This window comes from Citrobacter sp. Marseille-Q3906 (assembly GCF_916618775.1).
Classification (GTDB): Bacteria; Pseudomonadota; Gammaproteobacteria; order Enterobacterales; family Enterobacteriaceae; genus Citrobacter; species Citrobacter murliniae.
Genome location: NZ_CAKAKA010000002.1, coordinates 1,594,339 through 1,618,468 on the forward strand (window position 1 = coordinate 1,594,339; position 24,130 = coordinate 1,618,468).

At 49.9% G+C, this 24,130-nt stretch carries 19 protein-coding genes and 1 pseudogene; 10 read left to right on the forward strand and 10 right to left on the reverse strand.

The window, feature by feature from the left end:
- Positions 1 to 6: 6 nt before the first annotated feature.
- From LG384_RS11740 to LG384_RS11750, 3 genes and pseudogenes are all read right to left on the reverse strand, one after another.
- Positions 7 to 2,279, reverse strand: a pseudogene (locus LG384_RS11740) (NtaA/DmoA family FMN-dependent monooxygenase).
- Between the two features lie 26 nt (positions 2,280 to 2,305).
- A complete protein-coding gene (locus LG384_RS11745; protein WP_225760937.1) occupies positions 2,306 to 3,427 on the reverse strand; it encodes an amidohydrolase in 1,122 nt (373 codons plus the stop codon).
- Positions 3,427 to 4,425 carry an MsnO8 family LLM class oxidoreductase gene (locus tag LG384_RS11750; RefSeq protein ID WP_225760938.1) on the reverse strand — a complete coding sequence of 333 codons (999 nt, stop codon included), beginning with the start codon at positions 4,423 to 4,425 and terminating at the stop codon, positions 3,427 to 3,429. Before LG384_RS11750 ends, LG384_RS11745 begins: the two co-directional genes overlap by 1 nt.
- Before the next feature lie 530 nt (positions 4,426 to 4,955).
- Between LG384_RS11750 and LG384_RS11755 the strand changes: the two genes are divergently transcribed.
- Both LG384_RS11755 and ansP read left to right on the forward strand, forming a co-directional pair.
- Positions 4,956 to 6,497 (forward strand): PAS domain-containing methyl-accepting chemotaxis protein, encoded by a 1,542-nt coding sequence (locus LG384_RS11755; protein WP_048221422.1) that lies wholly within the window; start codon positions 4,956 to 4,958, stop codon positions 6,495 to 6,497.
- 304 nt (positions 6,498 to 6,801) lie between these two features.
- Positions 6,802 to 8,244: an L-asparagine permease gene (ansP, locus tag LG384_RS11760; RefSeq protein ID WP_045443068.1), complete on the forward strand. Its 1,443-nt coding sequence runs from the start codon at positions 6,802 to 6,804 to the stop codon at positions 8,242 to 8,244.
- A gap of 47 nt (positions 8,245 to 8,291) precedes the next feature.
- Here ansP and LG384_RS11765 read toward each other — a convergent pair whose 3' ends face one another.
- Both LG384_RS11765 and LG384_RS11770 read right to left on the reverse strand, forming a co-directional pair.
- Positions 8,292 to 8,513: a YgdI/YgdR family lipoprotein gene (locus LG384_RS11765; RefSeq protein ID WP_045443071.1), complete on the reverse strand. Its 222-nt coding sequence runs from the start codon at positions 8,511 to 8,513 to the stop codon at positions 8,292 to 8,294.
- Between the two features lie 136 nt (positions 8,514 to 8,649).
- Positions 8,650 to 9,711: a YncE family protein gene (locus tag LG384_RS11770; RefSeq protein WP_200010839.1), complete on the reverse strand. Its 1,062-nt coding sequence runs from the start codon at positions 9,709 to 9,711 to the stop codon at positions 8,650 to 8,652.
- Positions 9,712 to 10,557: 846 nt separating this feature from the next.
- Here LG384_RS11770 and LG384_RS11775 point away from each other — a divergent pair.
- On the forward strand, positions 10,558 to 11,004 hold the full coding sequence (locus LG384_RS11775) for a hypothetical protein (RefSeq protein WP_225760939.1): 447 nt from the start codon (positions 10,558 to 10,560) through the stop codon (positions 11,002 to 11,004).
- A 62-nt stretch (positions 11,005 to 11,066) separates the two neighbouring features.
- Positions 11,067 to 11,969 carry a hypothetical protein gene (locus tag LG384_RS11780; protein ID WP_225760940.1) on the forward strand — a complete coding sequence of 301 codons (903 nt, stop codon included), beginning with the start codon at positions 11,067 to 11,069 and terminating at the stop codon, positions 11,967 to 11,969.
- 154 nt (positions 11,970 to 12,123) lie between these two features.
- Here LG384_RS11780 and LG384_RS11785 read toward each other — a convergent pair whose 3' ends face one another.
- Positions 12,124 to 13,158: an NADP-dependent oxidoreductase gene (locus tag LG384_RS11785; protein WP_045443080.1), complete on the reverse strand. Its 1,035-nt coding sequence runs from the start codon at positions 13,156 to 13,158 to the stop codon at positions 12,124 to 12,126.
- 69 nt (positions 13,159 to 13,227) lie between these two features.
- Positions 13,228 to 13,803 carry an XRE family transcriptional regulator gene (locus LG384_RS11790; RefSeq protein WP_200010845.1) on the reverse strand — a complete coding sequence of 192 codons (576 nt, stop codon included), beginning with the start codon at positions 13,801 to 13,803 and terminating at the stop codon, positions 13,228 to 13,230.
- A gap of 37 nt (positions 13,804 to 13,840) precedes the next feature.
- Here LG384_RS11790 and mddA point away from each other — a divergent pair, with 37 nt between their 5' ends.
- On the forward strand, positions 13,841 to 14,359 hold the full coding sequence (mddA, locus tag LG384_RS11795) for an L-methionine sulfoximine/L-methionine sulfone acetyltransferase (protein ID WP_045443085.1): 519 nt from the start codon (positions 13,841 to 13,843) through the stop codon (positions 14,357 to 14,359).
- Positions 14,356 to 14,805 (forward strand): DMT family transporter, encoded by a 450-nt coding sequence (locus tag LG384_RS11800; protein ID WP_048221419.1) that lies wholly within the window; start codon positions 14,356 to 14,358, stop codon positions 14,803 to 14,805. Before mddA ends, LG384_RS11800 begins: the two co-directional genes overlap by 4 nt.
- A gap of 78 nt (positions 14,806 to 14,883) precedes the next feature.
- Here LG384_RS11800 and LG384_RS11805 read toward each other — a convergent pair whose 3' ends face one another.
- Both LG384_RS11805 and LG384_RS11810 read right to left on the reverse strand, forming a co-directional pair.
- Positions 14,884 to 15,117: a YdcY family protein gene (locus LG384_RS11805; protein ID WP_048221418.1), complete on the reverse strand. Its 234-nt coding sequence runs from the start codon at positions 15,115 to 15,117 to the stop codon at positions 14,884 to 14,886.
- Between the two features lie 17 nt (positions 15,118 to 15,134).
- A complete protein-coding gene (locus LG384_RS11810; RefSeq protein WP_200010847.1) occupies positions 15,135 to 16,733 on the reverse strand; it encodes an ABC transporter substrate-binding protein in 1,599 nt (532 codons plus the stop codon).
- 282 nt (positions 16,734 to 17,015) lie between these two features.
- Between LG384_RS11810 and LG384_RS11815 the strand changes: the two genes are divergently transcribed.
- From LG384_RS11815 to LG384_RS11825, 3 genes are read left to right on the forward strand one after another with little or no spacing between them, the layout of a single operon-like run.
- Positions 17,016 to 18,335 (forward strand): SrfA family protein, encoded by a 1,320-nt coding sequence (locus LG384_RS11815; RefSeq protein ID WP_225760941.1) that lies wholly within the window; start codon positions 17,016 to 17,018, stop codon positions 18,333 to 18,335.
- Between the two features lie 4 nt (positions 18,336 to 18,339).
- The gene (locus LG384_RS11820) at positions 18,340 to 21,321 is read left to right on the forward strand and encodes a virulence factor SrfB (RefSeq protein ID WP_225760942.1); all 2,982 of its coding nucleotides are present in this window, start codon (positions 18,340 to 18,342) and stop codon (positions 21,319 to 21,321) included.
- Positions 21,318 to 23,477, forward strand: coding sequence for a virulence factor SrfC family protein (locus tag LG384_RS11825; RefSeq protein WP_225760943.1), 2,160 nt, complete (start codon positions 21,318 to 21,320; stop codon positions 23,475 to 23,477). The genes LG384_RS11820 and LG384_RS11825 overlap by 4 nt, the downstream gene beginning before the upstream one ends.
- 19 nt (positions 23,478 to 23,496) lie before the next feature.
- Here LG384_RS11825 and LG384_RS11830 read toward each other — a convergent pair whose 3' ends face one another.
- Positions 23,497 to 23,670: a GhoT/OrtT family toxin gene (locus LG384_RS11830; protein WP_136345510.1), complete on the reverse strand. Its 174-nt coding sequence runs from the start codon at positions 23,668 to 23,670 to the stop codon at positions 23,497 to 23,499.
- Between the two features lie 192 nt (positions 23,671 to 23,862).
- On the opposite strand from LG384_RS11830, the gene yncL reads away from it, so the two are divergent.
- Positions 23,863 to 23,958 (forward strand): stress response membrane protein YncL, encoded by a 96-nt coding sequence (gene yncL / locus LG384_RS11835; protein ID WP_071828932.1) that lies wholly within the window; start codon positions 23,863 to 23,865, stop codon positions 23,956 to 23,958.
- The last annotated feature ends 172 nt before the right edge of the window (positions 23,959 to 24,130 follow it).

The window sequence follows — 24,130 nt, forward strand, 5'->3', positions numbered from 1 at the left end:
GTCTCCTTAATCGCCTAAACCCGCCGGATTAATTTCGGATTGCGGGATACGTTCAACCCCTTCTCCCCAGCGGTTCAGCACTTTGTCATAGTCACCATTGCCAATCACACCGTTAAGCGCGGTTTGTACCGGCTGCACTAAACCGCTGTCTTTTTTCAGCGTTACCGCGATATGCGCCGCCTTCGGCCATCCTCCATCCACGCTGCCGACCAGTTGCGTTTTACCGTTGAGAGCGGCTTTCCAGGCACCGATGACGTTAGGACCAAAATAGGCATCAGCACGGCCTGACTGCAGGGCCAGCGTCTGGGCGGCATCATCTTTGGTATACACCGGAGTAAACGGCTTTAATCCGTTCTTCAGGTTTTCTTCGTTCCACGCCAACAAAATGGCTTCCTGATTTGTGCCGGAACCGACAATAATGCGCAGACCTGCAATATCTTCTGCTTTCTCAATTTTTGTCAGCTGGCTGCCGGTTTTGACATAAAAACCGAGGGAATCTTTGCGATAGGTAGCAAAATCAAACTTCTCTTTGCGCGCCTTGGTCACGGTAATATTGCTGATTGCGGCATCATATTTGCCGGATGTCACGCCCAGCGGCCAGTCTTCCCACGACGTCGGCACGACGTTCAACTCCAGTCCCAGACTGTCGGCAACCAGGCGGGCAATATCGGCTTCACTGCCGATTAGCGTTTTATTGTCATCCGCAAAAACGGTCAGCGGCGGCTGACTCAGCCCGGCAATCGCCACGGTGAATTTGCCCGGTACAGCGAGGCGCAGGTTGGCGGGTAATTGCGCGATCGCCTGCGGGTTTTTCGCCGTATTGATAGGGGTTTTATTGGCTTCCAGGCTGACGCCAGTACCATTAATCGTGACGTCATTTGCCCAGACTGAGGCGCTGAAAGCCAGTGACAGCGCGAGAAGTAATGATTTTTTCTGCATAGCGTTTTTTCTCTTATTGTGTGAGTTTATTGTGTGAATTGATTTGCCGGTGCCGCTAACCCCAGACTTTCGCGCAGGGTTGTGCCAGGGTATTCATAACGGAACAGGCCACGCGCCTGGAGCACCGGAATCACCTGCTCAACAAAGCGTGGGAAGGTATCCGGCGTTCCGCCCTGGATGATAAAACCGTCTGCCGCTTTCTCGTCGAACCACTGCTGTAAGCCATCTGCTACCTGTTCTGGCGTACCGCTAAAACGGGGACGAGGGCTGGCAGCCTCCAGCGCAACCTGCCGCAACGTTAGCCCGCGTTCCCGCGCATTACGCTTGATTTCATCGGTGGTGCTACGAAAGCTGTTTTGACCCAGATCGCCGATATCCGGGAATGGCGCATCCAGTGGATATTGCGCAAAATCGTGATGTTCAAAATAGCGACCCAGGTAATTCAGTGCGTCGGTAACAGAAACCAACGCGGCGGTGGTTTGATATTGCTGCTCAACATCCTGTTCACTGTCGCCAACAATAACGCTGACGCCCTGAAAAATATGCAACTCATCAGGATGACGCCCGGTGAACTCTAATTGGTTTTTTACATCCTGATAAAATGCTTTGGCCTCGGCCAGTGAATCCTGATGGGTAAAAATAGCATCAGCATGCTGCGCTGCTAATTTTTTGCCATCTGCAGAAGCACCAGCCTGAAATATAATTGGGCGTCCCTGCGGTGTGCGGGCAATGTTTAACGGGCCGGCAACCTGAAAATAATCGCCGTGATGATTTAGCGTGTGCAGTTTCTGCGGATTAAAAAATTCACCACTGGCTTTATTACGGATAAACGCGTCGTCTTCCCATGAGTCCCACAGACCTTTCACCACCTGCAAATATTCGTCAGCAATGCGGTAACGCTGGGCATGTTCAGGATGCTGTGCACGGGAATAGTTCTTTGCCGATCCTTCCAGTGGCGATGTCACCACGTTCCATCCGGCCCGCCCCTGGCTGAGGTGGTCGAGGCTGGCAAACTGGCGCGCGGTGGTAAAAGGCTCGCTGTATGATGTCGATACCGTCCCGACCAACCCAAGATTGCGGGTAATACTGGCCAGCGCAGATAATACCGTTAACGGTTCAAATCGATTTAAAAAATGCGGAATAGATTTTTCATTAATATACAGCCCGTCGGCGACAAAAATAAAGTCCAGCTTACCTTGCTCAGCAATTAACGCCGTTTCTTTAACGAATTCAAAATTAATACTGGCATCGGCCTGTGCAGCCGGATGACGCCATGCGGACATATTACCTGACGCACCGTGCAGAATAGTGCCCAGCCGTAGTTGCCGATTTTTAGCCATAGTAGCCCCTTACCCAACAGGTAAAATTAAAGATGTTCGAATGCCGTTTTTGCTAAATGGGCAAAATAATTCGCGGCGGGTTCAATTAATCGTTCGTCCGGATTAAATCCCGGATGGTGTAGTCCATATTCACTGGCGCTACCGATACTGACAAATGCGCCAGGCGTATTTTGTAGATAGACCGCAAAATCTTCGCCCCCCATATGGAGATCGGCTTTGTGCGTGTTATAGCCGGACTTTTTTGCCACGTTGGTGGCAATATCGGCCCAGTATGTGTCGTTGACCAACGCACTCGGTCCGGCATGCCAGATAACATCAATTTGTGCGCCAAAAGCGTGAGCAAATCCGGCGGCGATATCGCTCACTCGCTTTTTGACCTGCTGCTGAACTTCAGTGCGATGTGTCCTGAGCGTCCCTTCCAGCTCGACAAATTCTGGCAGGACGTTCCACGTATTTCCGCCCTGAATCCGGGTCACGCTCAGTACCACTGAATCCAGCGTATTAACCTCCCGACTGGCAACGCTTTGCAATACCGTCACCAACTGGCTGGCGAGCAGAATGGCATCTTTACCTTCGTGTGGACGTGCGGCATGTGCGCCTTTACCCGTAACACGCAGCACAAAGCGATCAACGTTGGCGTAAAAAGCGCCGCCCCGAGTGGCAAACTCGCCTACCGGCAAGCCGGGTTCATTGTGCATGCCAAAAATTGCCGCCACGTTTTGCAGTGCTCCGGCACGGATCAACGTTTTCGCACCACCAAAATTTTCTTCCGCGGGTTGAAACAAAATGCGTACTCGCCCCGGCAAATGGAATTCATGCTGCTTCAGCAATATTGCCGCACCGAGCATGACGCTGGTGTGGATGTCATGTCCGCAGGCATGCATCACGCCAGGTGTCAGCGAGCGAAACGGAACATCGGCATTTTCTTCTATCGGCAATGCGTCAATATCCGCTCGCAGGGCGATAACCTCTTCTCCCTGACCAATTTCTGCGACCAGACCCGTTTTCAGTTCAAACGGTAAAATAGTGACATCCGCACTGTGCAACCAGTCGCGAATACGGGCCGTCGTCGCCACCTCCTGGAGGGAAAGCTCCGGATGCTGGTGCAGTTCGCGACGCCAGTTAATAAGCTGTGAGGCGAGCGACATCAGGCGACCTCCACGGCTGCATGGGCTTTTGCTAATAAGCGCAAAGATGTCAGACGCGCATGACCTTCCGCCACCGGGGTATCGATAATGAACTCATCAATGCCGTAGTGCGTATGCAGGTCAGTGAGTTTTTCGATCACTTCCTGCGCAGTACCGTGCAACAACGCCTGCTCGCGTCGGGCAATTTTTCGCGGCGCGCTTCCCGCTTGTGCGGCAAAAGCCAGAGCCTGTTCTTCGCTGGCAACCGTGACGCGTTGGCCATCTTCCAGCTCCACGCCCCAGATCTGCACGTTTTCCGCCAGTTGCGCGGCGATCCCGGCACTGTTTGCCACTATCACCTGTACCGCAACAATCGTTGGGCGCGAGCTGTTGTTTTGCCAGTACGTCAGAACATCTCGCAGTAGTGCTTTGTCACCATTAAGATGTGCAGCGAAGATAAAGTTCCAGTCTGAGTCTGCCGCCAACTGCGCGCTTTGAACGCTGGCTCCCAGAACAAATCCTTCCGGGGGTGTGGGTGGAAGCGGTGTCGGGAACACCGTTTGCGCAGTTTCCTTACCGGTCAGCGACAGCCAGCCATTAAGCTGAGACAGCTGATCAGCAAACGTTCCCTTTTCTGTCTGGTTGATGCCCTGCTGTAACGCCTGCGTTGACAGCGGTAATCCTCCAGGCGCTTTCCCCACACCGAGGTCAATGCGACCCGGAGCCAGTGACGCCAGAAGATTGAAATTTTCTGCCACTTTATACGGACTGTAGTGCTGTAGCATGACCCCACCGGACCCCACGCGGATCCGCTGTGTTTGCCCGAGGATCCACGCAATCACCAGTTCCGGCGACGGACTGGCGAGCTGCGGCGTATTGTGGTGTTCCGCTATCCAGAAGCGGTGATATCCCCACTCTTCTGCCAGTTGCGCCAGATGAAGCGTCCTGGCAAGGGCAATGGCGGCGGTTTCAGCTTCCCCTACGGGGCTTTTATCAAGAATGCTCAGGCGATATGACATGTTGCAGACCCATATTTGTTAACATGTCTTTATTATTAAATTATCAAATAACCATATAGAAACATTTAATTCACATTTGCTCAGCTAAAAAACAGATAACCACCCCTGTTCCCGGCATGGGTAAGATCGCTTCAGAATGGTTTGGTCATTCCTGCACAGGCGATGGCACGATTCAGAAAAAATGTCTTGTTTTTACTGACTACAAAATATAATAGGGTCTCTATTGAGGGTGAAAATTCAGCGACATCATTGCTTATCAATTTTATTTTTGCGGAACTCGCCGGGGCCTAATTTAATTTAAGTCAGTTTAAGTGACTTTTCAGGTTATGCATTTGTATTTATTGTTTCATATTTATGACAGGACACTAATCACCTGCATTAAAATTTTTATTTGAGATACTTTCGCAGAACTGATGATTAGTAGAGAATGCAGCGTTTCTTATTAAAATGGTTTAAAACGGCTTTTTAATATCCCCTGGTATTAATGCGGGGATCTTTGTATGAATTATACATAACATCATGGGGCTTTTATGAAAAGTAACACGCCCGTTACACAAATTGAGCACGAACTTAACGCTAAAGCGACGCTGCTTTCGACGACGGATAAAGAGAGCCATATTACCTATGCCAACTCCGCCTTTATCGATGCCAGTGGCTTTAACGAAAACCAGCTAATGGGCGAGCCGCATAATATTATTCGCCATCCCGATATGCCCCCTGCGGCCTTCGCTGACATGTGGTACACGTTACAGCAGGGGGATAGCTGGACAGGCATGGTGAAAAACCGCCGACAAAATGGCGATCATTACTGGGTCCGTGCAAACGTCACTCCCGTCTGGCACCATGAAAAATTAACCGGCTACATCTCAGTGCGCACAGTTCCTTCGCGAGAAGAAATAACGGCGAGTGAACAACTATATGAAAAAATAAATAACCAGAAATTTAAAGGCTTTCGTCTTTTTAAAGGCATTGTTATTCGCCGTGGCGCAATGGCATGGGCCTCTATGTTTAAATGGTTGAGTATTAGTCAACGCGTCAATTATGCTCTAGTTTTCGTTGCCCTGCTCTCTGCATTATTAATCTTTACCCCAGTGAACGCGTTTATTCAGGCAGGTGGAATGCTGACATTGTTTGTGTTATTTGGTATTTACCTTAAGTATCAAATTTGTCAGCCAGTTAATACTTTGCTCAGCCAAATGAAGAAAGTGGTCTCCGGACGTAAACCCGATAACTGCCATTTAAATCGTGTGGATGAAATCGGGATGTTGATGCGACTGGTTAATCAGTCCGGACTGAATCTGAATTCCCTGGTTGATGACGTCAGTATGCAGATAGCCGGTATTCGCTCTATTAGCCAGCGCGTGTCAAAAGAAGGCATTGCACTGCATACGCGTTCCGAAGAAACGTCTGCGGATCTGCAGCAAACAGCGGCCGCCATTGAAGAGATTGGCAGTGCGGTACAGCAAACCGCAGATACCGCAGCTCAAACCATGACAATGGCCGATAAGACCAGCGTTAATGCGACAGAAGGCGGCGATATCATGAAGCAAACTATCGCCATGATGCAGGCCATTTCACGCGACAATAGCCAGATCGTCGATATCATCGGCGTTATCGACAGTATTGCCTTCCAGACCAATATTCTTGCGCTTAATGCTGCCGTCGAGGCTGCGCGCGCCGGAGAGTCCGGACGCGGTTTTGCGGTGGTGGCGGCTGAAGTACGAAATCTGGCACAGCATTCTGCGTCTGCAGCCAAAGAGATCAAGTTGCTTATCGAGAAAAACGTCGCGAACGTTAACTCCGGCGTGAAAATGGTGGAACAGACGGAAACGCATCTGACAGGCATGATTGGCGATGTGTTACAGATGTCGATGATGATCAAAGACATTAGCCTGGCGACACGGGAACAAACTCAGGCGCTGGATCTGATTAATGATTCAATATCGCGCGTAGGTATCATGACCCATAATAATGCCGAAATGGTGGAGCGCGTGACCGACGCCACCGCTGATTTAACTCAGCGTTCGTCACGTTTACAACAGGCCGTCCAGGTCTTTGGCATATCCGCATAAAAGGTATGACGCTCATCATGGTGACAATCACGATGAGCGTATTTTTTATCCCCTCACAGTCCCCGTCCCTTAATTTTGCTGAATCGAGACCACAGCCCGTCAACTCAGGCCGCAGAAAAAAGCGCTTTCTGGCTGGTCAGGCTTTGCGTCACTTATCAATTGAATGTAGGATGCTCGGCCGACAGTTTTCTCCCTGTAACACAATGAAGGGTAACGCTGTTTTCGCCGCGAGCTGACTTTCGTATGGTCGCTGCAGGTGCGGCAAAAAGGATTTTGTGAATTTACCAGGCCAACAGGAAAAGTAATGAACACACACAACACGCAAGCCGCGGAACAACATGCGGCAAAACGACGCTGGTTGAATGCTCACGAAGAGGGGTATCACAAAGCGATGGGCAACCGGCAGGTACAAATGATCGCCATCGGTGGCGCCATCGGAACCGGGTTATTTTTAGGGGCGGGTGCACGCTTGCAAATGGCCGGTCCCGCTTTGGCGCTGGTCTATCTGGTATGCGGCATTTTTTCGTTCTTTATCCTTCGCGCACTCGGTGAACTGGTATTGCATCGCCCTTCCAGCGGTAGCTTTGTCTCCTACGCTCGTGAATTTCTGGGCGAAAAAGCAGCCTACGTGGCAGGCTGGATGTACTTCATCAACTGGGCAATGACCGGGATCGTCGATATTACTGCGGTGGCACTGTATATGCACTACTGGGGCGCTTTTGGCGACGTGCCACAGTGGGTGTTTGCCCTCGGCGCGCTGGCGATCGTCGGTACCATGAACATGATCGGCGTAAAATGGTTCGCGGAGATGGAGTTCTGGTTTGCGCTGGTGAAAGTATTGGCCATTGTCATTTTTCTGGTGGTCGGTACGGTTTTTTTAGGTACCGGAAAACCTCTGGATGGTAACACTACCGGCTTTCATCTGATCACCGACAATGGCGGCTTCTTCCCGCATGGTCTGTTGCCTGCTCTGGTGCTGGTGCAGGGCGTCGTCTTTGCTTTTGCCTCCATTGAACTGGTGGGTACAGCCGCCGGCGAATGCAAAGATCCGCAAACAATGGTACCAAAAGCGATTAATAGCGTTATCTGGCGAATTGGTCTGTTCTATGTTGGTTCGGTCGTCCTGCTGGTATTGCTGTTGCCCTGGAATGCTTATCAGGCAGGTCAAAGCCCGTTTGTCACTTTCTTCTCAAAGCTCGGCGTGCCGTATATCGGCAGCATTATGAATATTGTGGTGCTCACTGCGGCGCTCTCCAGTCTTAATTCCGGACTGTACTGCACAGGACGCATTTTACGTTCGATGTCGATGGGCGGTTCTGCACCTAAATTTATGGCTAAAATGAGCCGCCAACAGGTGCCCTGGGCCGGGATCCTCGCCACGCTGGTCGTGTATGTCGTAGGGGTTTTCCTTAACTATCTGGTGCCTTCGCAGGTTTTCGAGATCGTGCTTAACTTCGCCTCGCTGGGCATCATTGCGTCATGGGGATTCATCGTAGTATGTCAGATGCGTTTGCGTCGGGCGATTAAAGAAGGCAAAGCGGCAGACGTCAGCTTCAAGTTGCCAGGCGCGCCGTTTACTTCGTGGTTAACGCTCTTGTTCCTGCTGACTGTGCTGGTGCTGATGGCATTTGATTATCCGAACGGTACCTGGACTATCGCGTCATTACCGTTGATTGCCATTCTGTTGGTTGCCGGGTGGTTTGGCGTGCGTAAGCGCGTGGCAGAAATCCACCGCACCGCACCGTAACATTTGCGGGGGAGATCGGATATCCGTCCTCCCCTTTTTTCTGGCGCTTAGTTAGCTTCAATTAACTGAGCAACATCATTGCTGTTAATTTCCCTCGCGTTCCCATCCTGATCGGTATAACTGGTCATCCCTGTGTCTTTATCCAGCTTCGGTTTACCCTGGGTGACAATGGTTTGTCCGCTTTTCGTCGTCATGACGTAATCAGTGGTACAGCCCGCCAGTGTAAACAACATCACACCCGCACAAAGGCAGATAAATGGCTTTTTCATGGTAATCCCGTGTTATTCAGTTAGCCGTAGAGGACGTAGTGTAAGTCCCTGATGTTTGTCAGGCCAGAGATGGGGTGTAACGAGGCGTATCGTGGGGTGTGGATAAATGACTGGAGGGGTTTCCCCCTCCGGGCAATTACAGCGCGATGCGAATAACATCATCCGGCTGAGTCGCTTCCTGCTCGCGTGAAGATTTCTGTTTCACGCTGACATACAAGGTTTTGCCATCACCTGAAAGCGCCAGGCTGTTCGGGAAGGTTGGGGTATCGAATGTTTTGACGACTTTGTAGCTTTTCGCGTCAATCACACTAACTTTACCTGCCTGACGGTGCGTCACGTAGGCTTCGTTACGCGCCGGGTTGAACAGTACGGCCAGAGATTCCGGCGCGGCAACTTTAGCCAGCACGTTGCCGTTACGGGTGTCGATAACCAAAACTTCTGCCGCTTTAGAATCGGTGATAAACGCGCGGTTACCCGCCGTATCCAGGCTCAGGTTGATGAAGAAGTGCTCTTTCCCGTCATCAAGCAGCTTTTTACGGCTGAGAATTTTGTTATCTGCAGTATCGATGGTAATAAACTCGCCATCGGCATTGGTGGTGTACAAGCGTTTGGCCTTACTGTCGATAGCCAGACCGGTGCTCATTTTACCAGTGTTCTGAATAGTGGTTTTCAGTTTGATCGTTTCACCGTCCACAACCCAGATAGCGCTCTCTTTGCCTATTCCGCTAATGTACACCGTGTTGGTAGCATCATCAGCGACCAGTTCACGAGGCTGCAGCGGACGGACATCTTCAGAACGTTTACGATCGTCCAGAACCAGACGCCCTTTCACGTCGCCAGTTTTGGCGTCCAGCGCCGTTACCGCGCTGTTGACGGTGTTACCAAACCATAATGTCTGAGTGGCATTGTTGATCGTGGCACCGAACGGTTTGAGATCGTTATGAATAACCTGGGTCACTTCAAGCGTGACCGGATCAAGACGATAAACCACCCCGCCCTTATCCAGCTTGCGGCTCTGCGATGTGGCAACCCACAGCGCATTTTCTTGCTGGCTGTACGCCATTTCGTAGGCGCCTTTGCCCACGGCTTTGCGCAGCAGTTCTTCCGCAGCCTGCGTGCTAAATGACGATGCAACGAGCAGTGAACCTAACAGTAAAGAACCACGCAGACGCGGTGAAAACAGATGACGTAAAGACATGACGACTCCCTTTGATAAATTCGTATGTTACTGCTTCACATAGCCTCAATGAGCAAAATCATGGTCTTGCTCTTCTTAAGAATGAGAATAGTAATCATTATTTATCTCAAAGTGGAGTGTTAATTCACTTTTTGGCTACAACCTTCTTAATTTCTCCATGAATGATTGCAGGTTATGCTTTTATGAAACAGAGAACAATTTGCCAGGATACATGATGACGTTCACCTCATATCCACTGCTTCTCTACGTGTAATGGAGGCTCATTGTCGCCTCCATTACAACTCTGGCTCCTGGCGCGGAAAATCATCGTTGCGCAATTCATTCGTCAGTGGCGGCCTAACCAATGGAGATTCATCTCTGGCATAGCGCAATTTTGTACACGACGCATACGACCCAGTGTTAAATCCTGTCGGCTTTTGCTCTCAAGCGCGTATCACGCTGATTTTGACGGGCGCGCAAAATCGATCTCGATATTTTTAATATTGTTATCTTGCACAGATAATACGATGAGTTCTCAGCAAATCTCGTCGAAAAATCAATGTATTAAATACAGCCATCTTTACTGATTTTCTTTAGTTTCGCCGCATCTGTAAGCCGAATGTTGAAAGTGAAACAAAATTTATACAATCACAGTTAATGAGATGTGTAAGACGAATATGGAATGCTGTTACTGTAAGCAATTAGCTCATGAAATGAAGCTCATTATCATGATGAACACCTGTTCTAAAATTGAAATCACTATAAAATTTAAGAATTTTTGTTTTTTACCGCATTATATATTCATCGACAAATCCGACACTACCATAACAACATTAATGTAAAAATTTTAACATAAAAGGCTACAATATGAACGACCATGTTAATTTCCTTCTTTGTTTGCGAACTTTAATATTAAAACTCTATAAAAATAAAACCGACCTCGATGTCATGATTTTAAAAGAATATGTATTAACTAACTCAAAATATTTCACTGGCACACCTGAAACCATAAGATTTATTGATGCGCTATTCTATCTGTGTGAGGATTTTAAACGTGAAAATATAAAATCATTTTACATCATTTGCTATGATTTATATGTTTCTATTTTAGACAATACAATCATGGATATTTACTTTTTAGGTGAACAAGAAAGTTTCGTTGAATTTAAGAAAAAGATAAGCAAAAAAAATGCAAACTTTATATTCCATGATATAAAAACATATTCTTTTGATAAGAATGTTATCAAAAAGAATTATCAGAGAGTAAGTTATCAATTTTTGCATATGATTATTCAGGAAGTACTGTTTTTTTAAAAGGCGGGATTGGAAAACCTTTTTCCTGTCATTTACATGAAAACGCAATAAAACCAAGAGAGTTGTCCATCTGGTATGATTTCCTTTCACATCAATATAATAGATTTATAGATCAAAAATTTAACACTGTCATTTTCGGTTCATCATATGCCTTCCATGCATTAACAGATATAAATTCAATACATTCGACAAGCCTTTCTATTCCAGGTCTGGATATAACAAACGCACACGATCTTTACTTTAAAACAAACACCATCAACCCTATAAACAAAACAATATTATGCTTTGGATTATATGATCTTTACAAGGAGATTAGTAAAGGGAAATCAATTGTCTATACATATGCAAAAGAAAGCATGAATAAATTCAATGATCGATACTATAACTCAAATAAAAAAACAGAAATAAGTGACTCAAATGATACATTAATGCATAAATTCAACACGGAATCTATAGATGTTTTCATTGAGAGTATCTACATTAATCAAAGGAACATTAGTGAATGTTCTTGTCATAGTACAGAAAGTATTGCAGAAAAACTATCAACAATGCAACGTGATATAAACACTGAAAAATTTCTAAATGCAGATAAACACTATCTTGACGGACTCGGTATTGTTGCACAACATAATAAATACAAAAAACATGCAGACTCTTTCAAGTTAAACTGTGAAAGAATCATGGATATTAAAAATGCAGCAGAAAATAATAAAAATCATGTTTACATGATAATACCTCCCGTATCAGTAGCCTATATAGAAAATCTTGATGAACAGATAAAAAATGAATGCAAACGTTTTTTCTCTTCCATAGAGTCAAAACATTTTCATATCTTTGATTTTTCTGCCGATAAAGACTTTAACTACACAGAGTTTACTGATGGCCATCATTTAAATATTAATGGAGCTATAAAATTTCGGGAAAAACTCTATTCTGCAGGAGTATTATCGAATAGAGAGTTATAAACATCCAGGATACCCCTAGTTAAGTACGCAGAAACAGGGGCATTATACCTGACAATATAGCCAGCACGAGAGGCTGGATTTAGGGCGCCTATAACTCGTTCCAGCAGAGGCAATATTTTCAATGCCGTAGGCGCCCAATCACCTACCTTAAGTATCATTCATCAGCAAGGCGAATTACGACTTTGCCAAAGTTTTTCCCTGTGAGCAGGCCAATAAACGTTTCCGGCGCATTTTCCAGACCGTCGGTTATTTGTTCACGATACTGGATCTTGCCTTCTTTAACCCACCGCCCCATCTCTTGCTGAAATTCATGAATACGATGGCCGTAATCCTGACTAATGATAAAACCCTGCATCCGAATACGTTTTTTCAATATTGTTGCCATCAACAGCGGTAACCTGTCAGGACCAGTCGGTAACGCCGTCGCGTTATACCCACTGATCAGGCCACAAACAGGGATTCGCGCTGAGGTATTGAGTAACGGCAGAACTGCGTCAAAAACTTTGCCACCCACGTTTTCATAATAAATGTCGATCCCCTGCGGACAAGCCTGCGCCAGCTGTTTTGCGAAATCCTGCGCATGGTGATCGAGACAAATATCAAACCCGAGGACTTCTGTCGCATGGCGACATTTCTCCGCTCCGCCAGCGACACCCACTACCCGACATCCTTTGAGCTTACCGATTTGCCCAACGGTTGCGCCAACAGGTCCGGTCGCCGCCGCAACCACCAGCGTTTCTCCGGCTTTAGGCTGTCCGATATCGAGCAGGCCCATATATGCCGTAAATCCCGGCATGCCGAGCAGGCCCAGCGCCCATGAAGGATGTTCAGGGTTGTCGCCTAATTTTACCAGTCCACTGCCATCGGAAATATCGAAGTCCTGCCAACCGCTGTAGCTCAGGACCCATTCCCCCGTTTTATAGTCAGGATGATTCGATGTGACCACCCGACTTACGGTGCCTCCTACCATGACTGCACCAATTTCAACCGGAGGAGAGTACGACGGTTCCTCGCTCATGCGGCCACGCATGTAGGGATCAAGAGACAGAAAAACGTTGCGCAGTAAAACCTGCCCTGCACCAGGAGTCGCTACGGTATCCTCTTCAAGCCGGAAATTACCCGGTACTGGCGCACCATGCGGACGTGAAGCCAGTACCCAGCGGCGATTGCGTTGCATTTGTTGACCCATTGATGTTCTCCTCAGCTTTTGGCATGAATCCATCAATAGTAGTTCCCCTCCGGTGGAGATGCTTTCACATTAATTGCCTGCATGGTTTAACCGCACAACCAGGTAAACGCAGGATTGCGAGGTTTCATTGATAAAGCGGCAGTCATTCGGTGGACCGAGTTCCAGGCAATCACCTGCTTTCATTTCATGTCTCGTGTCTCCTTCCACAAACACTAACTCCCCCTGCTGCAACCAGATAAGCTGTCTGGCCTGCACATAGGAAGAGGCTGGCATCGGGATATCACTGCCGGCGGGCAATTCAATCTGCACCAGATCAATGGGCAGATCGCTTCGCGGGGAGACATGGCGGCGCAAATAGTGGCTTTGCGGATCGTGCCAGACAGGCTGATCGGCGAAACGCAGTAGTTTCCCCTCCTGCATTTCAGCACGTGCAATCAGCGTAGACATGCTGATGCCAAAAGCGCCGGACAGTCGTCCCAGCAGCGTTGCTGTTGGACTGCTTTCTCCACGCTCAATTTTATGGATCATCGCCCGCGACACGCCTGCGCGCTCAGCAAGCTCGGTCAGCGACCAGCCGCGAGATTCCCGCTCAACGCGAATTCTTGCACTGATCCGTTGATTTATACTGTCTTCAATAGTATTCATATCGTAATACTATAGTGAACAACGCCTGAGGTTCAACATGTCAATTCGATTCGCCAGCAAAGAAGACTGCACGGCTATTGCAGAAATCTATAATCACGCAGTACTCCATACGGCAGCTATCTGGAACGATCAGACGGTCGATGCCGAAAACCGGATCTCATGGTACGAAGCCCGACAGTTGATGGGATATCCAGTGCTGGTGAGTGAAGAGAATGGCGTGGTCACGGGGTATGCCTCCTTTGGCGACTGGCGTAATTTTGACGGATTCCGCCATACCGTCGAACACTCGGTGTATGTGCATCCGGATCATCAGGGAAAGGGTCTGGGACGGGCGCTACTCAGCAGGTTAATTGATGAAGCCCGCGCATGTGGCAAACACGTGATGGTGGCGGGAATTGAGTCACAGAACGAGGCATCTCTGCACCTGCACAGCACGCTAGGTTTTAAGCTGACCGCGCAAATGCCGCAGGTCGGAACCAAATTTGGTCGCTGGCTGGATTTGACTTTTATGCAACTACAACTGGACGATCGTAGCGAACCGGATGTGCGCGAATGAACCAGACGCTGACACTCTCCTTTCTGATTGCTGCAGGCATCGGTCTGGTGGTGCAAAACACCTTAATGGTGCGTATAACTCAGACCTCATCGACAATCCTTATCGCCATGTTGCTCAACTCGCTGGTGGGGATCGTGCTGTTTGTCAGCATTCTGTGGTTTAAACAAGGTGTGGCCGGATTTGGCGAGCTGGCCTCCAGTGTGCGCTGGTGGACGTTAATTCCCGGATTGCTGGGGTCGTTTTTTGTCTTCGCCAGTATTAGCGGATACCAGAACGTGGGCGCAGCCACCACCATTGCGGTACTGGTTGCCAGCCAGCTGATAGGCGGTCTGGTACTGGATATACTGCGCAGCCACGGCGTACCGCTGCGTGCGCTGGTGGGGCCGGTTTGTGGTGCGGTGATGCTGGTAGTTGGCGCCTGGTTAGTGGCGAGACGTTCGTTTTAACTGTCGAATGGCACTACGCCGTTCCGGCCTACAAATAACACGAAAATGCAGGCCGGAACCACTCTGTTCGTCAGGGTATCAAAGGATAGTACCGCCTTTGGTCAGTTGTTCACGACGAACTTCCATATCCTCTTTATATTGACGCCCATGGTGCGCGATAGCCGTTCGCAAACGCTGCTGCTGGGTGTAACGCTCTTCCCGGCTTAGCTCTGCATCATCGCTGAGCGCAATCAGCAGTTCATTCATATGCGTAATAACGCTCTCTCCAATGGCGGCGTCGACACGTGCGCTGACCTCATCCAGGTGCGACATACTTTCTCCTTAACACATTAATTTAGTTTTGCTTTTGAAAAATCACTGCCCATCAGACTCACGCTGTATCCGCTGACATTGCTGCGCGTAGCATAAAACGTCTTACCGTTTGCCAGCGCTATCCATGGTGCCTGCTGGTAGAATATCTCTTGCGATTGCTGGTAAAGCGCGGCGCGATCTTCCGGTTTGCTCACCAGTTTCGCCTTTTGAACCAGGGAATTATACTCTTTATCACACCAGCGCGCGGCGTTTGATCCAGTTTTAATACTGTTGCAACCCAACAGTACATCGGCAAAGTTATCAGGATCCCCGTTGTCAGACATCCAGCCAAACAGCGCGGTGTCATGCTCACCCTTGCGCATTCCAGAAAGGTATTCTCCCCACTCGTAAGAAACGATTTTCGCCTTTACGCCGACTTTCGCCCAGTCGCTTTGGATCATCTCGGCGATACGACGGGAATTCGGGTTGTACGGACGTTGAACCGGCATTGACCACAGCGTCGCCTCAAAACCGCTCTCCAGCCCCGCCTGCTTCAGCAACGCTTTCGCTTTCTGCGGGTCGTAATCATAATCTTTCAAATCTTTATTGAAGCCCATCATATTCGGTGGGATTGGTGATTTTGCCACCGTGCCAGAACCTAAAAAGACGGCATTGATAATCGCTTTTTTATCGGTAGCGTAGTTCAGCGCCTGACGAACCAGCACGTTATCAAACGGTTTTTTCTCGGTGTTAAACGCCAGATAACCGACGTTCAGCGCATCGACAGAATGCAGTGTCAGGTCGCTATTTTTCTTAATTTCCTCAAACTGCACTGGCGCAGGCGCGGGGATAATCTGGCATTCGTTGGTTTGCAGTTTTGCCAGTCGCGTCTGTACGTTTGGCGTAATCGAGAAGATCAGATGCTTCGTCGGCACCTCGCCATCCCAGTAGTTCGGGTTAGCCAGATAGCGGATTTGTGAATCCTGCTTGTACTGTTGCAGCACGTAAGGTCCGGTACCAATCGGCCAGTTATCGACGTTTTCCGGGGTGCCTTTTTTCAGCATTGCATCCGCATATTCAGCGGAAAGAATGGATGCGAAGTCCATCCCCCAGTCGGCCAGAAATGCCGCGTTTGGTTCATTCAGCACAAACTGGACATGGTAATCATCGACCTTCTTCACTTCTTTGATCAACTTGTCCAGCCCGACATCGTTGAAGTACTCATAGTTGCCCTGCGATACTTTGTGGTACGGATGATCGGCATCTTTCTGACGTAACACAGAAAAAACAACATCATCAGCATTGAAATCGCGGGTGGGTTTAAAGAATTTATTGCTGTTGAATTTTACGCCCTGACGCAGGGTAAAGGTGTACGTTTTACCGTCCGGTGAAATTGTCCAGTCGGTTGCCAGCGACGGTACAGGGGTATTTTTTACCGGATCAAAATTGATGAGCCGGTTGTACAACACCTGCGAACTGGCCACAAACGATGGACCGGAACTGGCGATTTGCGGGTTAAATGATTCCGGCGACGCTTCAGAGCAGTAAATAATGGTGTCAGTACTGGCCGCGAATGCAGCGCCGGTTGGTAATACTGCACTGAGTGCCAGCGCGAGCAACGTTTTCCTTGCAGTCATGGTTATAAGCCTTCTTATTTTATTATTAACACGATTATCAGAGCATAGCTGACAAAAACTGACTAATAACAAATCACTATCAGGTTATTCTAATCCGGTGTATTTCGCTGATAAATTCGACAGCACAGGTGGAATAATTTCCGTTAAGTCTTTTTCAGGACGTCAAGATTTTTCCCAATACTCTATGCCATGAAAATTCGCCCCTTTTTGCCTCTCTTCTGACGTTTGCTTGTTTTCATAACCCGTAAAGTAGATGTGTGAAGAAGTCTAAGGGATAACAACGTGGCAAAAACTCTCTTGCGCAGCGGCAATTTGGATGACTATCAGGCCGTGGGCGGCGGCGGTCAGGCCGTTTTTGATTCAGCATTGCAAATTCGTGAAACGCTTCGTTTGCGTAAACAGCAGGCGATGGCGGATTGTCTGGCAATTCCACAAATTAACGACAACGGCGATCGGGTTGACTGGTATTCCCCGATCGAGGGAAAAGCTGTCGCGTGGAAAGCCGCGGATGAAGACACACGTTTGCGGGCAATGCGTTATCTGGGAAGCACCCTGGAAAATGCGGCGGCCCTGAGTCGCAAAAGCCTGCAATCGGGTAAAACCGCACTGCAACTGTTTGGTTCACTGCTCGAAAAAGCGATTCAATTTCCGGGAGAGAACCACGTTTTTCTGGTTGATGGTAAGCCTGTCATTACGTTCTGGGGCTTCGTCAATCTAAACGAAAATACCCGTGATGATGTGCTCGATTGCCTGCGAGTCAGCGATGTTCCCCCGGTCGTGCCTGCCCCGGAGCCAGAGGCTGAAGAAGATGTCACGCCGGAAATCACCTTTGCCGAGGCCGATGCACCGTTGCTGACGCCGGTCGTTGAATTGCCTGAACCTGCCGAACCAGAACCGCAAGCTCCGGTCATCATTAGCGAACCCAAGGTTACACCGCCAACTGCACAAATACAGAGTAAGTCGACACGCCGTCTGCCGTTGTGGAGCCTTCCCGTTGCTGCGGTGATTGTCGCTGCCATAGCCGCTCCACTGTTGTGGAAGCAACAAGCTCCAGCACCAGCTGTAGCGGCTGTTGAGACACCTGTTGAGGTCGCAAGAGTTGACAGTAAACCGTTGCCAGAACTGAGATCGGTGTTGCCGTTGCATCGGGCGGAAGCCACTCCAGCAGCCAAAAAAGAAAAGCCCGTTGACGGTCCCGTTGTTATTGCCGCCATCCCAAAAGATGCGTTGGTCATGGACGCCAACCAGATGAAAGCGGGTACCACACGTTTCCTCAACGGAAACTGGCGCGTAATGGTCGATGTTAAAGATCCGGTCAGCGGCAAAGCGCCATCACTGCGTTATCAGATCCAGACTAATAAAGGCACTGCACGGGTTGTCCATGGCGACAATATTGTGTGTCGTGCAGAGATTTTCTCTGGCCTGCACCAGTCGGGCGAATTAATGATTAAGAGTCGCGGGAATGCACGATGCACTGACGGCTCGCGTTATCCGATGCCTGAAATCACCTGTAAAGCGGGAACCAACGATGTTGCGGCCTGTACCGCGCGTTATGACGATCACGCTGAGATCCCACTGACTATCAAAAAAATAGGTGCCTGATTTTATGTTGGTCAATCTGTGTGATTACAAACAGAGCGTAACGCTCATCGCTAATAGCGGCGTGCAGTTTCTCGATTTCGGACTGACTCCGCAGGAATCCGCTCACCACGGTCGTTTCGTTCGCAAAACGGCAAACGGCCCACTGCTGAGGCTGGATTTCGATCTCACAACGGGACGCTATACCCTGCCAGGTAACACCGGCGGACAACCTGAGGTGGTGAAGCCGGAAAGTACCCAGACGTTACATTATTCGCTGGACGTACTCGATGGTGTCTGGTTACCCCTGCCGTTCCTGCGTTTTAACCCACCCCGCACGTTTGTCGAAGGCCCGGATAATTGGGCGCGCGTACAAGTGCGAAAACTGGCGCAGCCAGACAGCGCAGGCAACACCCACCGCGTCACTATCGCGCTGGACAGTCAGCTTGCCGAACACGCACCAGCCGCATTGACGCCAAACGAAAACGATCTGCTTAACGGAACGCGATTTGCGCTGGCCTGGCAGGATAACGAAATTGCAGATTTCCTCGACCAGACCTGGATTGACGGCTGGTTGCGAGAGTCCTTCCTGCATCATGTCACGCAGGAAGAGAGCCGTTCAGAACAGGAGATCCAACTGGCGCTGCGTAACTTCGAATATCAGGCACACTGGCTGAATTTGCTGGCACTGTTAGGTGAACAGTTATCTGTCCCGGAAGTGAAGTTAGTCACGCATACCCTCAGCACCCCCGCTATTCCTGTCGATCTCATTTTAGATATCGGCAATACCCATACCTGCGGTGTATTGATTGAAGATCACGGGGATGCCAATGACGGTCTGCGCCAGACTGCTGAACTGCAGGTCCGTTCGTTAAGCGAACCTCAGTTTCTTAACGATCCGCTGTTCACCAGCCGACTGGAGTTTTCCGAAGCGCGCTTTGGTAAGCAGCACTTTTCCGTTGAAAGTGGCCGCGATGACGCCTTTATCTGGCCGTCTATCGTGCGCGTCGGCGATGAAGCCCGAAAACTGGCAATGCAGCGTTTGGGAACGGAAGGCAGCAGCGGGATCTCCAGCCCACGCCGTTATTTATGGGATGAAACGCCCGTTTTACATGACTGGCGCTTTAGTCAGATGAATGGCAAAACCCAGCGCGAACCGCTTGCCACGGCCTTTCCGTTAATGAATCTGATGAACGATGACGGACAACCGCTGTTTAGTCTGCCACAGGATGACCGGCTGCCAGTTTTCTCCCCGCAGTACAGCCGCAGTACGCTGATGACGCATATGCTGTGCGAGATTCTGGCTCAGGCTCTGGGGCAAATTAACAGCGTGGCAACACGTCTGCGCCTCGGATTCCCGGCCTCTCCACGCCAGTTGCGCACGCTGATCCTCACCCTGCCCTCTGCGATGCCAAAACAGGAGCGCGAGATCTTCCGCCTGCGCATGTTTGAAGCGATTGCCCTGGTCTGGAAAGCGATGGGCTGGCACCCGCAGGATGAAGATTTCACCACGCGCAAACAGCAGGAAAAGAGCGTGGTTCCCGTCCCGGAGATCCAGATGGAATGGGATGAAGCCAGCTGCGGACAACTGGTGTGGTTGTATAACGAAGCCATTTCGCATTATGACGGGCACACCGAATCATTCTTTAACGCTCTCTCCCGTCCGGATCGCCAGCCGGAGCCTGATGAAGTCAAAGGTCGCGCGCTGCGCGTCGCATCAATCGACATTGGCGGAGGCACAACGGATATGGCCGTCGTGCATTATCAGCTTGATGATGGCGTTGGCGCGAATGTCAAAATTACGCCGCACCTGCTGTTTCGTGAAGGATTCAAGGTTGCCGGCGATGACATGCTGCTGGATGTGATTCAGCGCTGTGTGTTACCTGCTCTGCAAACCCGGTTACAGCAGGCGGGCGTCACCGATGCCGCCGCACTGCTGGCTACGCTGTTTGGCGATTCGGGGCGCATCGACACCCAGGCAATTTTACGCCAGCAAACGGCGTTACAGCTCTTTATGCCGCTCGGTCATGCTGTGCTCTCCGCCTGGGAGCAGAGCGACATTAACGATCCGGTAGCAGGACTGCATGCCACTTTTGGCGAATTGCTGTCTCAACGTCCAACGCGCAATGTGATGAACTACATTCAACAGGCTATTGATCATGCGCTGCCGTCGGGTTCGCCAGTCTTTGACTTGCTGAATGTCCCGTTACAGGTACAGTTCAGGCAGCTCCAGGAGGCATTGCTGGCTGGACAATTTACCCTTACTGCCCCACTGCACGCTGTCTGCGAAGCCATTTCACATTATCGCTGCGATATTTTATTAGTCACCGGCAGACCCGCCTGCCTGCCAGGCGTACAAGCGCTGATCCGTCATCTGCAACCGGTACCGGTTAACCGCATAATCTGGATGGACAACTACCGTGTACATGAATGGTATCCGTTCAGTCAGCAAGGTCGCATTGGCAATCCGAAATCCACCGCCGCCGTTGGTGCAATGCTGTGTAGTCTGGCGCTGGATCTACGCCTGCCACGCTTTAACTTTAAAGCCGCCGATATCGGTGCGTACTCTACCGTACGCTATCTTGGCGTACTGGATAATACGGTCAATACGCTGCGTGATGAGAACATCTGGTATCACGATATCGATCTCGATAAGCCAGGGGCAAAACTGGATACCCGTCTGCACTTTCCGCTGCGTGGCAACGTGACGTTAGGTTTTCGTCAACTGGCTAATAGTCGCTGGCCCGCCACTCCGCTGTATACGCTCAGTATTAACTCTGCCGAACTGGCGAAAACCATTGCTGGCGATGGCGTCTTAAATGTGCGCTTACAACTACGCGGCGGTACTAAAGAGACAGGCCCGGAATTCTTTGTTCTGAGTGATGCCTGGCTGCAGGATGGCACACCCGTTGCCGCCAATGCCTTAACGTTAAAACTGAATACGCTGGCAGACCGTCGTCATAGCGGCAGCCATTACTGGATTGATAGCGGGAGCGTGTACCTGAAATGAGCAAGATGTTAAATACCGCACAAGCCGCCATCAAATGGGTGACTGAAACACGTCAGCGTACCACACGTCTTGATGATGAAGCGGACGCTCTGTTGGCTCAGCTAACGCTGACGGCAGTTAATGAATCTGCGCTAAATGCGGCATTAACCGCGCAAGGTTGTGTTGGATTATATGGACATTCTCAACCGGCGAAAGCGCATCTGTTATCCGCCCTGTGTAGCAATGACAATGGCAAACTCAACATCACCGCCCCGGACCGTAGTTTTGATTACTTTACGCATATTAACCCCGGACATGCACCGACCAATATGGCGATCCGTTTTACGCGTAAAGAAAACCCGATTGATAGCGAATGGCCTCTGCGTCTACGGTTGATGAGTGAGGCAGAACTGGTACAACTGTTTATCGCGCAGTTCTGCTCATTACCCGACAACCGCCAGGTTGAGAGGTCAATCATTGAAGCACGACTGGAAAAATGGCAGACGCTGCGCCAGCGTCATCCAGTTCAGGGGGTTTCCGCACAAGATGTGGCGGCAATCGGCCGCTTCTGGCGAAACAGTGTTCCCTCCAGCCAGCAGCAAATTGACGATGCATTATGGCATCACTTTGCCACGCTACTTCCCGCACTGGATCTGACTACCCGGGCACACGCATGGGCGTTGCTGTGGGGGGAACAACCGGAGCTAACGCAGCAATGGCTGGCGCTGGCACACACGTTGCAGCAGACCGGTCATGCGCAAGAGATAGCCGCGCCGCTAAGTTTGCTGGTCGACCATTTTGGTTTGCCCGCCGAAAACTTCCTGACCCAGGTAGCATTAACCGGAAGTGATGCACAAAGCGACGTGGTCGTTCATCCCATTGATGATAATCAGTTACTCAATGCGGTCAGCCTCTCGCTGGACTCCCTGGCCCTGCTAACGCGTGAACTGGTACTGACAGTTGAAGACAATGTGCTTGGCAATGTGGATCTGCTGGATATTCCTCTTGCACCTGATACGCACCCGCATCCGTTGTGGCGTGCAAAATTAGGCTGGATGCTGGAACATTACCGCCAGCATCTACAACCGGATGTCTTAGTGATCTGCAATGCCGTATCTACGCGTTCACAGACGCCAGCGATTACCCGAACGCTGCTGGGTTGGGTCAACGATACCCAACCGCTGCATGATGCCGCGTTGCCTGGCGTGGTATGGGCGATTACTCCCCAGGACGCACGTTTTACTACGCAGCAAAACCTGGATGAAGCCGTTCAACAATTAATGGGCAAACCCGGATTACACTGGGGCACGTTGCAGGCACTGGACAAACACAGTGTTCAGCGACTTGTTGAATGGTTGTCTCAGGCAACGTCACCGCACCAGCGCGAGGCCCGATTGACTTCCCTTCGCGAGCAGTACCAGCAGCGCATTCGCGAAACCCTGAACACCTGGTTGAATGTTGCTGATGAGGGATCCGGTGCGAGCGAATCAGTGATCCGCCAGTTACAGGCACAGGCGGCAAAACATGGCGAGCTGTTGGATGGTCTGCTGCCGCCAATGCGCAGTTTTGAGTCTCTGCTACGCATTCAGCAGCCACGGGAAGAACAGGTCAGTGGCTTATTTAATGAAGAGATCGATCTGTTTGCTGAGGTGCAGGACACATCGCATCAGCATGAGAATAAAGAAACCGGATATCAGGCGCATAAAATGTGGGTCAACCATGTACGTCAATGGTGCCGCAATGAGAATAATGCGCGACGTCTTCGCCTGGAACCCCGTACGTTAAGGCAGGTTGCCGACATACTGGTCACGACCAGCTACAGACTGCAGATGCCTCAGCAGTTACAGCGTATTATGCAACGCGAGAACGTCTGCGGGGCACAGTTGCACGCCGATATCGGTGATTTTATTACCTGGCTTGGCTATGCCAACGTAGCGGAGGAAAAGCGGCCAGCCAGCAGGATCCAAAAGGGTACGGCTATTTTTAGCGCGCCGGTGCAACAACCTATGTTCCGTCTGACAAAGCTGGATGAACAGCCGCTGCATGGTGCAAGCCGTTATGTGTACGACTGGCTGGTTGCTCTCTACACTCGTGCTAATGAGAATGTGGACTATCAACATCCTTCAGATATTACTGAGGCAGACAGGAAACAATTGCTCGCCTTGCTCAGTACCTGAAGCGGCGGTAACGCCGCCATCAAAAAAGAGAAAACAGGAGTGCGACGGGAAAACTCATCGGCCATGTCGCCCCAACTAACACCGCACTCAGAAAGCGAATACGCTTTTTATCGCGGGATAGAAACCAGGTGATGATAGCCGCGACTGCGGCCATCACCGCATAAAAAACCAGCATTTTTTGGTACAAAGACATTTGGGGCATCCAGGCCAGAGGGGAAAATCGCGCGCAATATGCTCTTTTTCATGACTCACATCAAGTTTTATTCATTTTTTTCAGAAAAACGCCTGAAAAACACCCTGTTACCACAATGTTCAGAATGGGTACTATTGCGGTTCGTCTTAACCCGTACTATACCCATAGGGGTTAAATCGAAAGGTGGCAAAAATGAATGTTTCCAGTAAAACTGTTGTGCTGATAAATATATTTGCTGCTGTAGGACTTTTCAGCCTGATATCCGTAAGGTTCGGCTGGTTTGCGTGATGTGATTCGTGTTGATTAATTGCAGCGCCTGCTGGCAGAGAGATGGCGTTCTCTCTGCCATTAGTATGTGATCTTCCCACTCCACAGCCATCCGGTAAATTATCCTTAATGCGTAATATCCCTAATCCTTCTGCGGCATTAAATAATAAAACCTGGCAATGTGTGTATGCTG

Excerpts from the sequence above, each read along its gene's own strand:
- LG384_RS11810 (WP_200010847.1), bottom strand. The coding sequence starts at position 16,733 with ATGACTGCAAGGAAAACGTTGCTCGCGCTGGCACTCAGTGCAGTATTA.
- ansP (WP_045443068.1), top strand. The coding sequence starts at position 6,802 with ATGAACACACACAACACGCAAGCCGCGGAACAACATGCGGCAAAACGA.
- LG384_RS11790 (WP_200010845.1), bottom strand. The coding sequence starts at position 13,803 with ATGAATACTATTGAAGACAGTATAAATCAACGGATCAGTGCAAGAATT.
- LG384_RS11770 (WP_200010839.1), bottom strand. The coding sequence starts at position 9,711 with ATGTCTTTACGTCATCTGTTTTCACCGCGTCTGCGTGGTTCTTTACTG.
- LG384_RS11820 (WP_225760942.1), top strand. The coding sequence starts at position 18,340 with ATGTTGGTCAATCTGTGTGATTACAAACAGAGCGTAACGCTCATCGCT.
- LG384_RS11745 (WP_225760937.1), bottom strand. The coding sequence starts at position 3,427 with ATGTCGCTCGCCTCACAGCTTATTAACTGGCGTCGCGAACTGCACCAG.
- LG384_RS11830 (WP_136345510.1), bottom strand. The coding sequence starts at position 23,670 with ATGTCTTTGTACCAAAAAATGCTGGTTTTTTATGCGGTGATGGCCGCA.
- LG384_RS11805 (WP_048221418.1), bottom strand. The coding sequence starts at position 15,117 with ATGTCGCACCTGGATGAGGTCAGCGCACGTGTCGACGCCGCCATTGGA.
- LG384_RS11750 (WP_225760938.1), bottom strand. The coding sequence starts at position 4,425 with ATGTCATATCGCCTGAGCATTCTTGATAAAAGCCCCGTAGGGGAAGCT.
- yncL (WP_071828932.1), top strand. The coding sequence starts at position 23,863 with ATGAATGTTTCCAGTAAAACTGTTGTGCTGATAAATATATTTGCTGCT.
- LG384_RS11755 (WP_048221422.1), top strand. The coding sequence starts at position 4,956 with ATGAAAAGTAACACGCCCGTTACACAAATTGAGCACGAACTTAACGCT.
- mddA (WP_045443085.1), top strand. The coding sequence starts at position 13,841 with ATGTCAATTCGATTCGCCAGCAAAGAAGACTGCACGGCTATTGCAGAA.
- LG384_RS11765 (WP_045443071.1), bottom strand. The coding sequence starts at position 8,513 with ATGAAAAAGCCATTTATCTGCCTTTGTGCGGGTGTGATGTTGTTTACA.
- LG384_RS11785 (WP_045443080.1), bottom strand. The coding sequence starts at position 13,158 with ATGGGTCAACAAATGCAACGCAATCGCCGCTGGGTACTGGCTTCACGT.
- LG384_RS11800 (WP_048221419.1), top strand. The coding sequence starts at position 14,356 with ATGAACCAGACGCTGACACTCTCCTTTCTGATTGCTGCAGGCATCGGT.
- LG384_RS11775 (WP_225760939.1), top strand. The coding sequence starts at position 10,558 with ATGAACGACCATGTTAATTTCCTTCTTTGTTTGCGAACTTTAATATTA.
- LG384_RS11825 (WP_225760943.1), top strand. The coding sequence starts at position 21,318 with ATGAGCAAGATGTTAAATACCGCACAAGCCGCCATCAAATGGGTGACT.